The sequence below is a fragment of the Arthrobacter sp. 2MCAF14 genome (genome assembly GCF_052115645.1).
GTDB lineage: Bacteria > Actinomycetota > Actinomycetes > Actinomycetales > Micrococcaceae > Arthrobacter.
Genome location: NZ_JBFRHB010000004.1, coordinates 203,114 through 213,738 on the forward strand (window position 1 = coordinate 203,114; position 10,625 = coordinate 213,738).

A 10,625-nucleotide genomic window follows, 5' to 3' on the forward strand; every position below is an offset into this window, starting at 1 on the left:
TTTAGATGCCTAAGGCAACTATTCGCCGTGGTGGAGCGTCGGTTTTTGCTGCCCCTCAAGCTGCCTTGCGAGCCGCAGGAGAAGGAGCTCGGATCCCTGTTTTCCGATGAGCTGGATGCCCATCGGAAACCCCGTTCCAGGCGTTGGGCCGCTCCAATGAACTGGTACGGTGATCGCCGGCAGTCCGCACACGTTCACCATGGAGGACCATGGCGCAAACTCGCATTGCTTGCGATAGTCGTCGTCTGCGTCGCCCGGCCAGTCGGGGGCCGGCCATTGTTCGCCTCCGGGAATTGTCCCGGTGAACCAGCCCACGGGCCGTGGCGTCTGTGCCAGTGACGGCGTCAGGACGAGGTCCCACTGCGCGTACTGGGTGACGGTGTCGTGGGTGAACTGCCGCAGGAAGCTGAGCGCCTCGTTGACCTTGCCTGCGCTCCGCTGTTGCGCCCGACGCCGGAAGGTCCGGGTCAGCGGCGTCAGCAGGGCTTCACGCTGGGGCAGGATCCGGGCGCTCCCGACGCCGGCGGTCCAGGCGGTCGTGAACGCTTCCGGATAGCGGTTGTCGTAGCGGATCTCGGCCTCGAGCACTGTATGGCCCGCTTCCGTCAGTAATTCGATGCCCTTGGCGAGGGCATCCAGGGCCTCCCGCTCTGGGGCGAAGGGAAAGGCGGTGGACCACGGGCTGTCGAGGCTCACGCCGATGCGCAAGGCCGTGGGCGCTTCCTCGAGGCCCGCGAGGTAGCCCCCTTCCGGCCGGATTCCGTGCGGGACGAGGGCATCCATCATGAGAGCGGCGTCGGCGGCGGAGCGCGCCAGAGGCCCGGCCACCACGAGTCGTGCCGCGTCTCCGACGCTTTCCCCGGCCGGCACCAAGCCCCGGCCCGGCTTCAGGCCCAGCAGTCCACATGCCGCAGCGGGAATACGTATGGACCCGCCGCCGTCGCTCCCGGGCGCGAACGGAACCAAGCCCGCGGCAACCGCGGCAGCGCTGCCTCCCGAAGACCCGCCGGAGCTGCGGCTCAGTGCGTGGGGATTGCGCGACGGCGGTGCGATGCGGTTTTCGCTGTAGGCCGTGAGTCCGAACTCCGGAACCTGAGTCTTGCCCAGTGAGATGGCACCGACGCCTCTAAGCGTCGCGGCAAGGGCTCCGTCCTCCGGAGCGGGCTTACGGTCCAGGGCTCCACTGCCGTGAGTGGTCACGACTCCCGCAACATCGGTGAGGTCTTTGAAAACCAACGGCACGCCGTGCAGGAGGGGAAGTTCGGGACCTGCGTTGCGCCGGCGAACGTACGCTGCGTCCGCGGCCCGGGCGTCGAGCAGGGCCTGTTCTGCCGTCACCGTGACGAAGGCCCCCAGCGTATGGTTCAGCTGGCCGATCCTCGCAAGGAAGTGCCCCGTCGCCTCAGTTGCAGAGAGCTGACCGGCGGCCAATGCTTGGCGCAACTCGACCGCGCCGAGTTCGTGGATGTCAGCCAAGGAAGCGGGACTCCAAGCGCTCCTCCACGGCGACGGAAACGGCGTCGGCCGAATCGCCGGGTGCAGCGGTGACGCGATAAGCAGCCTTGCCCCTGACTTCGGCAACCACGTCCACAAGTTCCGTGCCTCTGTAAACGAGCCCGACGCCGTCGTCGGTGCAGTGCGTTTCCCCCAGTGCGCCCTCGGCCACCAGTTGGTGGACAAGCGGGCGGCGGCCCGGCTCGGAGTCATAGTGGACACCGTTGGCGTAAGGGAGGAACCCCAGTCCGTTGGTCACGGCGCGCAATTCAGGGCCGTAGGAATCCGTGGTGCCGCCCTGGTACCAACAAATCGAGCCCGCGGACACTCCGGCGAGGACTACACCGTGTTCCCAGACGCGCCTCAAAATGCCGTCCAGTCCGTGCGCACGCCATACGGCCAGCAGATTGACCACGGAACCACCGTTGACCCACACCACGTCCTGTTCCAAAAGGTACGCCTCGGGATCGCCGTAGTTGGGCATCGTGAAAAGGTTCAGGTGACTGAAATCGAAGCCCGAAACTCTCGCGGCTTGGTCCAATTCCGCGGCGAACCAACGCTGGTCTCCGGAGGCAGTGCCGATATGCGCCACTCGCGGCGCTCGTCCGCTCACCCCGGAGAGTTCGACGGCGTGGTGAACCAGGAAGTCGAACTCCAGCCTGGTGCGATGACCGGACTTATAGCCACCGGAGGTTGCCAGGATGGTGGGCTCGCCAGCAGCCATGGTGCCTCCTTTCTGCCCGTGGTCGGTCTCGATCGCCACAACGGCGAACATTTAGCGCCAACACTAGTGCCGCAGCGGCGGAGTGAGGAAGTACCGTGACCTGCCGCGAGGGTTGCAGCAATGATGGTCCCGTAGCGGGCTGGGCCCACGCCGCGAGGGTTCCAGCAATGATGGTCCCGTAGCGGGCTGGGACTAGGCTTGATTTGGAGATCTGAATCAACTGGAAGGGACCCACGTGAGCGATTTCGAGACCGTGCCTGTCGGCGATGTTCCGGCGGACGCGAAAATCCTGGACGTCCGGGAGGACTACGAATGGGTAGCGGGCCACGCCGAGGGTGCGCTGCATATTCCGCTTGACCAGATCCCGGGCCGCCTCGACGAACTTGACCCCGACGATGACCTTTATGTCATCTGCCGTACGGGCGGACGGTCCTACCGGGCCGTTCAATGGCTGGTGGGGCAGGGCTACACCGCCACCAACATCGCCGGAGGCATGGACATGTGGTTCGAGTCCGGTCGGCCGATGGTTTCGGAGAACGGCCTCAAGCCGGTTGTCCTCTAGCCCCTACGCATAACCCTTAAGGAATATTCAATGTCGGCATCCGCGCTCACCTACACCTTCCTCGGTCCGGAAGGCACCTTCACTGAGGCTGCCCTCCTGCAGGTCCCCGGCGCGGCCGATGCCAACAGGGTGCCCTGCACCAATGTGAACACGGCTTTGGAGAGGGTTCGCCAGGGCGAAGCGGATGCGGCCATGGTGCCGATCGAGAACTCGGTGGAAGGCGGCGTGACCGCCACCCTGGATGCCATTGCCACCGGAACCGAACTGCGGATCATCCGTGAAGCCCTTGTTCCCATCACGTTCGTGCTGGTTGCCCGCCCGGGCGTGAAGATCTCGGACGTCCGCCGGATCTCCACCCATGGCCATGCCTGGGCCCAGTGCCGGCTATGGGTCGATGAAAATATCCCGAATGCGGAATACGTGCCGGGATCCTCCACGGCGGCAGCCGCCGTCGGACTTCTCGAAGGCGAGGCGCACTACGACGCCGCCATCTGCGCCCCCCTTGTCGCGGCCGAACGGCCGGGCCTGAACGTCCTTGCCGAGAACATCGGCGACAACCCCGGCGCAGTTACCCGCTTCGTCCTGGTCAGCCGTCCCGGTGCACTGACAGAACGCACCGGCGCCGACAAGACCACCGTCGTCGTGCCCCTTCCCGAAGACCGCCCCGGCGCCCTGATGGAAATCCTGGACCAGTTTGCCACGCGCGGAGTCAACCTCAGCCGCATCGAGTCCCGGCCCACCGGCCAGTATCTGGGTCACTACTTCTTCAGTATCGACGCCGACGGCCACGCCTCCGACGCCCGGGTAGCCGATGCCCTGGCAGGCCTGCACCGGATCAGCCCGGCCACCCGCTTCCTCGGTTCCTACGCCCGGGCGGACGAGCAGAAAGCCTTGGTGGCCCCGCATACCTCCGACGCCGCGTTCGCGTCCGCACATGCCTGGGTTCGGGGCATTCTGGGCGGCGAACCGGGCGCTTGACCGGCCCGAATCCGCTCCGCAAAGCGTTGGATAATTGACTCTTCAACCCCTATCGCGTGGATAAAACTGTGCGTATGCTTGCTTGATCCACAATTGATGGACGCATGCCCCTAACGGAGGGAGCGGGCCATGTCAGGAAATAGCAATGACACCAGCGGCCAGGGAATGATCGTCAACCCCAAGCCCAAGGCGGACAACCAGGACTGGGACGGCGACGACGCCGACCGGGCCGATCGGCTGCGCTTTGAGGAAGAACAGGCCATGATTCGCGAGCAATCGGAAGCGCGCGCAGCCGCCAAGGCATTGGCAGAACACAAATTGGCCGAAAACAAACTGGCAGAACACAAAGCAACGGAAGCGGCGAAGAACGCCAAGTAGGGCGCCGCGCTATTGCACGGGCACCGCTTATTGCACGCGCACGAGGAGCGAACGCGGCTCCACCTTGACGGTGACCTTTGTGGCCTCGCCCGAGGGATCACCGTCAAGTTGCGTGGCCATAGGTTCGCTGCTGCTGATGACCACTTTGCCCGAGCGGTAAAAATTCATGACCGGCAGGTTCCGGTTGTGCTTGAACAGGATCTTTGTGTATACGGCGATCCAGCCGATGGTGCTGCGCGGGCTCATGACCACAACGTCCAGGACACCGTCGTCGATCATCGCACCGGGGATGAAGTCGATGCCCCCTGGAATCAGGCCACAATTGGCGAACAAGACGCTTCGGATTTTCCGGGACTGCTCGGGCTCGTCGTCCATGGCAATGGTGACCTTTTTGCGCCGTCCGGGCAGGTGGCGAACGCCCGCCTCGGTGTAGGCCAGCCAGCCGACTGCCTTCTTGAGGCCGTCGTTGGTATCGCCCACAACCTCGGCGTCCAGGCCCATGCCGGCGATCACCAGGAAAGCATGCTCGGAAGAGGCGCCTGTCCGCTCGTTGTGGATCGCTATCCGGGCGGTGTCGATGTAGCGCTGGTGGCCGAAGAGCGCCGTGTGGACGTTGCCACGCAGATCGTTGACATCCAGATTCACGTTGCGTGCCAGCAGGTTTCCGGTTCCCAGGGGAATCAAGCCCATCGCGACGTCGGTGTGCGCGAGGGTCTCTGCGACCACGCGCACGGTACCGTCGCCGCCGCCGACGAGTACGACGTCGGGCTTATACGCGAGTGCCGCCTTGGTCTGCGAATGGCCGGGGTCCTCCGCGGTGGTGTCGAAGAAACGGGGTTCGTCCCAGCCCGCAAGACGGCAGGCATCCCGGATGATCCTCCGCGCGTCCTCGGCCTTCGCCTTCACCGGGTTGAGGATCACGGCCACCCTTTGCAGGCCGGCCTCGGGCTTGTGAGCGTCTTCGTGCACAGCGCTGCGGGTATGCCTGGCCCTGAGCCGGCGCACGCCCCACCAACTGGAGACGGCGAAGACCACGCCCCCAGCCAGAATCACGTACAGGATCCAGTTGCTCATGGTGCTTCAACCCTATCCCGCTGCAGGTGCGGCCGTGCACGGCCGCAGGGGGTGCCTGCCGCCGTCGGGGGCTGGCCGCGGAGCTGCTCGCTCATTCGATACTCTTGTCTGGTGATCGACGTAAAAGACCTCAGCGAAAACCCGGACAAGTTCCGTGCCAGCCAGCGCGCCCGCGGCGCCGACGAGTCCGTCGTGGACGCGATCATTTCCGCCGACGCAGACCGCCGCGCGGCCCTGATCCGCTACGAAAACCTCCGTGCCGAGCAGAACGCCTTCGGCAAGAAGGTGGCACAGGCCAAGGGCGAGGAAAAGCAAGCGCTGCTGGCCGAGGTCAAGGAACTGGCCAACTCGGTCAAGGCTGCCTCTGCCGAAGCCGACGCCGCCCAGGCCAAGCAGGAAGAGCTGCTCCGCGTCATCCCCAACCTGATTGAGGACGGCGTGCCGGAGGGTGGCGAGGACGACTTTGTGGTGGTCAAGACGGTTGGCACCCCGCGCGAATTTACTGACTTCGAACCGAAGGACCACCTGGAAATCGGTGAACTCATCGGCGCGATCGACATGGAACGCGGCGCCAAGGTCTCCGGTGCGCGCTTCTACTTCCTCCGCGGCGTCGGTGCCCGGCTGGAGATGGCACTGTTGCAGATGGCCATGGACCAAGCCATCGAGGCCGGCTTCGTACCGATGATCACCCCTACGTTGGTGCGTCCGGAGATCATGCAGGGCACCGGTTTCGATGTAAAGCACGACGCCGAGATCTACCGTCTCGCCGAAGACGACCTTTACCTTGTGGGAACCTCGGAAGTGGCCCTCGCCGGCTACCACTCGGACGAGATCCTCGACCTTTCCGCAGGCCCCATCCGCTACGCCGGGCAGAGCTCCTGCTACCGGCGCGAAGCCGGTTCGCACGGCAAGGACACCCGCGGGATCATCCGCGTCCACCAGTTCAACAAGGTGGAAATGTTCATCTACACCACGGTTGAAGAGGCCGCTGCCGAGCACGAGCGACTCCTGGCCTGGGAAGAGGAAATGCTAGCCAAGGTCGAGCTCCCGTACCGCGTGATCGACACCGCGGCGGGAGATCTCGGCATGTCCGCGGCCCGGAAGTTCGACTGCGAAGCCTGGGTTCCCACCCAGAACGCTTACCGAGAGCTCACGTCGACGTCCAACTGCACCACCTTCCAAGCCCGCCGCCTCAACATCCGCGAGCGTGCGGTCAACGAAGACGGCGTAGCGAAGGGCACCCGCGCCGTCGCCACCCTCAACGGCACGCTGGCCACCACCCGCTGGATCGTTGCCATCCTCGAGCACCACCAGAACCCGGATGGCTCGGTCAACGTCCCTAAGGCACTCCAGAAGTACATCGGCGGCCTCGAGGTCCTCCCCGTTCTGTAGCCGGCCTACCGGTGCACACCTGTCCTCCACAGCCGGGCTTGTCCACATAGAGCCAAAGCGCGGCTGACGCTGCGGAACGATCCATGGATAGTAATTCCATGGACATCCCTCCGCAGCTCATTGTCTCCGCCGAGCGGCTGGCTCTCACCGGCTCCACGGCCGTGATTCACCGGCCGTTCAGGGCAGGACGCCTCGTCCGGCTGAGGCGCGGGTTCTACGTGAAAACCTCCACTTGGGTGGAAGCGACGCCTGCCCAGAGGTTCGAGTGGTCCGCAGCAGCGGTCGGGCTGGCATTCGACCGGCCCGTCTTTTGCGGTGAGTCCGCAGCTGTCGTGCTCGGCGTCCCTACACTTCGCCCCCCGGAGTTCGTCGATCTAGCCACTTCTTCGGAGCGAATCACAGGACGGCGGCCAGCAACGTTTGCGGTCCACGGAAACAGCGCGCTTGCCGAAAAGGCCCGGAATGCAGGCAACCATCCCATGCGCTACGTCCTTCGACGCGACGCGCAGCCCGTAGTTTCCGGCCAGTTTTCCTGCACAGGTCCGGTGCAGACGGCCATGGATGTCATGTGTTCCTCGTCCTTCAGCCGCGCGCTCGTTGTAGCGGACGGAATCGCACGAATGCTCTGGGAACAGGGTTTGCTGGGGCAGGATGCATGCTTGATCGAACACCCTGGGATCGCCTTGGCGCTGGAAGGGATCGTGGCTGATGCCACCAAGCACCGGGCAGTCCGGATCGCGAGCTTGGCTAACGCGAAGGCCGAATCGGCAGGGGAGTCGTTCAGCAGGGCTGTCATCGAGTTGCTGGGCTTTGAGCAACCGCTCCAACAGCACATGATTGTTGACTCCGGCCAGTTCGTTGCCCGGACCGATTTCTGGTGGCCAGAGGAATTGATCGCGGGCGAATTCGATGGCAAGCAAAAGTACTCGGACGAGGACGTGCGGGGGGATTGGAGCGCGGAAGAGGTCGTGCATCGGGAGAAGCTGCGTGAGGACAGCATCCGTGCACTGGGGTTCACCGTCGTCAGGTGGGATTGGGCGGATTTGGAGCAGCCAGGCCGTCTTCGGCAGAAGCTCGTGCACGCCGGACTGCGGCCTCGCGCCAGGGCTTCAGGTTAACACTCACACTGTGGACAAACGTGGGAGTATTCACCGCGTGTTAATCCGTTGCTGTGGTCTGCGTCCTAGCTGGTGTCGTGTGGGGTCTGCTTCACTGGAGGCATGACTATTTTGACTGGTACCTCAGTCGCTGGCATCGATGACCAGCGGAATTTGAATCACAAACTCATGATCGCGTTGGACGTCGACGGAACCCTCGTCGATCATGATGGCCACATGTCGCCAAGCGTCCGCGACGCCGCACGGGCGGTCGTCGCCCACGGACACGACGTCCTGATCGCGACCGGCCGCTCGTTGAACGCCACCTTGCCCATCATTGAGCAGATCGGACTGGAAAGCGGTTATGCCGTGTGCTGCAACGGCGGCGTCACGTTGCGGCTCGACCCCCAGCTGGACACAGGCTACGAGATCATTCACAAAGCCACTTTCGATCCCGCTCCGGCATTGATGGCACTTCGCGAGCAGCTTCCGTCCGCCAAGTACGCGCTCGAGGACGAAGACGGGAACTTCCTCTCCACCGAGCGGTTCCAGGACGCCAGCTTCGGCGTTGAGGCAATCGGCGTCGACTTCCAGACGATGCTCGATGCCACCGCGGTGCGCGTCGTGGTGTTCAGCAGCGAGAACACGGCCGAAGAATTTTCCACAGCCATTCGCAAGATCGGACTGTCCGGGGTCACTTATTCAGTGGGCTGGACGGCCTGGCTGGATATCGCCGCCGCCGGGGTCACCAAGGCCAGCGCCTTGGAGCAGTTGCGCCAGAGGCTCGGCACGCACCCCCGCCACACGGTGGCAGTAGGGGACGGGCGCAATGACATCGAAATGCTCAGCTGGGCCGGGCGCGGTGTCGCCATGGGCCAAGCGCCTGAAGAAGTCATCGCCGTCGCGGATGAGGTTACCGCTTCGGTGTACGACGACGGTGCAGCCCTCATCCTGCGACGCTTGCTGTAACCGCCCCGCGCCGCCGGCTGGCCGGCGGGCAGTCGCCTGTGCTCAGGCGGCGTCGGAGACCACCGTGATGATGCGCCGAAGGCTCATAGCGACCGATGCGGTGGCGTTCACGGACTCCTGGCCGGCGGCTGCTTCCGTGACGGTATCTGTTAGTGCTGCCACACTGTTCCGGGCTTCGTCCAGGGCATTCCTGAAGTCTTCGGAGTTTCCATGCCTCCATTGCCGAATCGCGGTTGCAACCTCCTCCAGGGCCTCAGCCATATTTGGCGGGACTCCCGCCGGAATGACTGTTCCCGCGTCCTCTTCCCAGATGACGCTTGCCAGGACGTCCGTGATGTCCTGGACGTGAAAGGTCAGCCGTTCCAGCGCGCGCAACCGGCCAGGTCGGCGGGCAGGCGCCCAGCCCGACGGCGGGATCGTGGGTTCGCCTTGGCGCTCAATTTCGCCGCCTGGACAGTTGTCCGCACGTCGGTCGTAGTACGTGCGAGCTCGCCGCTGCGGCTCGCCCATTCTTCGTGGTCCGGTGGCCAGGATTCCGTCATGGCGCTGGCCATGTCCCTGAGTTGTTTTGACAGTGCCCGCTGGTGTCGGTCGATGGCGGGATCGATGCCTTCAAGATGCAGGGGAGGAAAGACCAGCCAGTTCACCGCGAAACCGACCGCCACCCCCATAGCCATTTGCAGGACGTACGCGAAAGAGAATCCCTGCGCATTCGAATAACCCAGGACCAAGACGAACAGCGCCGCCATGGGAACCCATTCGGAGGCGCTTCCAAGCCTGGGTAGGCCACCGATAACCACGCCCAGGCCGACGACGACGGCCACCGCTAGTGCGTTCGGGGCGGTGACTGTGGTCACGGCGAAGGCCATGGCAATGCCCAATCCGAGTCCCAGCAGGCTTTGCAGCCCGTGCTTGGCGGAAGCCGCGACGGTGGGGTGCATGCTGACCAAGACACCCAAGGGCGCGTAGTAAGGATAGGAGGCGGCTGTCCCGGGCATCAGCGGTGCAAGGTACCAAGCCAGCCCGGCCGCGGCGGCCGTCTTTGCGGCAAACAAGAGGCGGTGGCCTGTGACGGCCTGCCTGAGAGCGGGAAGAAGCCGCCCAAGCTTTGGCTTGGAGATCATGGACTCAAGGTAGGCGGGGAGGAATAGGTGTGTCGAGGACAATATGGCTGAAGGCGGGTCGACGCAATCAGTAAACCTCGAGGATCAACTGCAGCAAGCGCGCTGCGGCCGGCCGGGCTGCATGCTCCTCCACCCATTGGGCGCGGGCCAGGGCCTTGCTCACGGCCTGGGTGCTGATCCCCAGTTCCTGGGCCACGGCCTTCTGTTGTCCACGCACGCCCGGCGTCAGCAGGTCCAGGACGCGCCACTCGGCTATGCTCCGATGCTGCACAATGTGCCCAAGGAGCCGCAGTACAGCCTCCGATTCGGCAGCGAGGGCAGCGATCGGCCCCTCGACGGCCACAGGGACGCGCTCTTTGCCATTCCGCAAGCGGTCCACTGCGCGGCGTGCGTAGACCAGGCCGTGACCGGAGGCGTCTTTGATTTGCCTGGGCAGCGGTTCGTTGACCGGTCCGGCGCCGATTCCCACGTACCATTGTCCGCTCCGCAAGGCGATGAGCGCCGAATCCACGGCTTGATGCGGGAATTCCACGATGCCCTGGACTTCGTCCTCTACCGAGCGGTCAAAGTCCAAGCACGCCGGGATGTGGCGCAGGTCTTTGAGCAGCTGCGGTACGAGGTCTCCGTTGCCGCGGCTGTCGCGTTGGTTGATGGTCAGCGTGAACATGGTGGATCAAACATTACCGGCAGGTAGCTGACTTTCAAGCGGTTAATCCAGAGCCAACTTCTCGTTACGACGCCGGGTGCCCGGCGATTGTGAGCCGGACCGTTGCGCGTCGGGGACCTACCCGTTAACGACGACGGCGGCGGGTGCGGTTCGCATGGAACCGCAC

At 64.4% G+C, this 10,625-nt stretch carries 12 protein-coding genes; 6 read left to right on the forward strand and 6 right to left on the reverse strand.

The window, feature by feature from the left end; all coding sequences use genetic code 11:
• Positions 1-18 precede the first annotated feature (18 nt).
• Together AB4074_RS05465 and AB4074_RS05470 are read right to left on the reverse strand one after the other, a co-directional pair.
• On the reverse strand, positions 19-1,476 hold the full coding sequence (locus tag AB4074_RS05465) for an amidase (RefSeq protein ID WP_441412445.1): 1,458 nt from the start codon (positions 1,474-1,476) through the stop codon (positions 19-21).
• Complete coding sequence (locus tag AB4074_RS05470; RefSeq protein ID WP_441412446.1) at positions 1,469-2,218, reverse strand: Type 1 glutamine amidotransferase-like domain-containing protein; 750 nt, start codon at positions 2,216-2,218, stop codon at positions 1,469-1,471. Before AB4074_RS05470 ends, AB4074_RS05465 begins: the two co-directional genes overlap by 8 nt.
• 235 nt (positions 2,219-2,453) lie before the next feature.
• On the opposite strand from AB4074_RS05470, the gene AB4074_RS05475 reads away from it, so the two are divergent.
• The 3 genes from AB4074_RS05475 to AB4074_RS05485 all read left to right on the forward strand — a co-directional run bounded on the left by AB4074_RS05475 (position 2,454) and on the right by AB4074_RS05485 (position 4,136).
• Entirely contained in the window at positions 2,454-2,780 is a 327-nt protein-coding gene (locus AB4074_RS05475; RefSeq protein ID WP_441412447.1) for a rhodanese-like domain-containing protein, read from the forward strand.
• Between the two features lie 30 nt (positions 2,781-2,810).
• Complete coding sequence (pheA, locus tag AB4074_RS05480; RefSeq protein WP_441412448.1) at positions 2,811-3,758, forward strand: prephenate dehydratase; 948 nt, start codon at positions 2,811-2,813, stop codon at positions 3,756-3,758.
• A gap of 129 nt (positions 3,759-3,887) precedes the next feature.
• A complete protein-coding gene (locus tag AB4074_RS05485) occupies positions 3,888-4,136 on the forward strand; it encodes a hypothetical protein (protein WP_269998394.1) in 249 nt (82 codons plus the stop codon).
• Between the two features lie 27 nt (positions 4,137-4,163).
• Here the strand turns inward: AB4074_RS05485 and AB4074_RS05490 are convergent, their stop codons facing one another.
• Positions 4,164-5,210, reverse strand: coding sequence for a diacylglycerol/lipid kinase family protein (locus AB4074_RS05490; RefSeq protein WP_441412449.1), 1,047 nt, complete (start codon positions 5,208-5,210; stop codon positions 4,164-4,166).
• Positions 5,211-5,321: 111 nt separating this feature from the next.
• Between AB4074_RS05490 and serS the strand changes: the two genes are divergently transcribed.
• The 3 genes from serS to AB4074_RS05505 all read left to right on the forward strand — a co-directional run bounded on the left by serS (position 5,322) and on the right by AB4074_RS05505 (position 8,668).
• Positions 5,322-6,602, forward strand: coding sequence for a serine--tRNA ligase (serS, locus tag AB4074_RS05495; RefSeq protein WP_345448329.1), 1,281 nt, complete (start codon positions 5,322-5,324; stop codon positions 6,600-6,602).
• A gap of 98 nt (positions 6,603-6,700) precedes the next feature.
• The gene (locus AB4074_RS05500) at positions 6,701-7,720 is read left to right on the forward strand and encodes a hypothetical protein (RefSeq protein WP_441412450.1); all 1,020 of its coding nucleotides are present in this window, start codon (positions 6,701-6,703) and stop codon (positions 7,718-7,720) included.
• A 102-nt stretch (positions 7,721-7,822) separates the two neighbouring features.
• On the forward strand, positions 7,823-8,668 hold the full coding sequence (locus tag AB4074_RS05505; RefSeq protein WP_441412451.1) for an HAD family hydrolase: 846 nt from the start codon (positions 7,823-7,825) through the stop codon (positions 8,666-8,668).
• A gap of 42 nt (positions 8,669-8,710) precedes the next feature.
• Here the strand turns inward: AB4074_RS05505 and AB4074_RS05510 are convergent, their stop codons facing one another.
• From AB4074_RS05510 to AB4074_RS05520, 3 genes are all read right to left on the reverse strand, one after another.
• Positions 8,711-9,043, reverse strand: a complete 333-nt coding sequence (locus AB4074_RS05510; protein WP_441412452.1) for a hypothetical protein — start codon at positions 9,041-9,043, stop codon at positions 8,711-8,713.
• Complete coding sequence (locus AB4074_RS05515) at positions 9,022-9,792, reverse strand: FUSC family protein (RefSeq protein ID WP_441412453.1); 771 nt, start codon at positions 9,790-9,792, stop codon at positions 9,022-9,024. The genes AB4074_RS05510 and AB4074_RS05515 overlap by 22 nt, the downstream gene beginning before the upstream one ends.
• Before the next feature lie 67 nt (positions 9,793-9,859).
• Positions 9,860-10,459, reverse strand: coding sequence for a hypothetical protein (locus tag AB4074_RS05520; RefSeq protein ID WP_441412454.1), 600 nt, complete (start codon positions 10,457-10,459; stop codon positions 9,860-9,862).
• Positions 10,460-10,625 lie beyond the last annotated feature (166 nt).

Coding starts and splice junctions, on each gene's coding strand:
- AB4074_RS05470 (WP_441412446.1), bottom strand. CDS start 2,218: ATGGCTGCTGGCGAGCCCACCATCCTGGCAACCTCCGGTGGCTATAAG.
- pheA (WP_441412448.1), top strand. CDS start 2,811: ATGTCGGCATCCGCGCTCACCTACACCTTCCTCGGTCCGGAAGGCACC.
- AB4074_RS05485 (WP_269998394.1), top strand. CDS start 3,888: ATGTCAGGAAATAGCAATGACACCAGCGGCCAGGGAATGATCGTCAAC.
- AB4074_RS05490 (WP_441412449.1), bottom strand. CDS start 5,210: ATGAGCAACTGGATCCTGTACGTGATTCTGGCTGGGGGCGTGGTCTTC.
- AB4074_RS05500 (WP_441412450.1), top strand. CDS start 6,701: ATGGACATCCCTCCGCAGCTCATTGTCTCCGCCGAGCGGCTGGCTCTC.
- AB4074_RS05505 (WP_441412451.1), top strand. CDS start 7,823: ATGACTATTTTGACTGGTACCTCAGTCGCTGGCATCGATGACCAGCGG.
- AB4074_RS05515 (WP_441412453.1), bottom strand. CDS start 9,792: ATGATCTCCAAGCCAAAGCTTGGGCGGCTTCTTCCCGCTCTCAGGCAG.
- AB4074_RS05520 (WP_441412454.1), bottom strand. CDS start 10,459: ATGTTCACGCTGACCATCAACCAACGCGACAGCCGCGGCAACGGAGAC.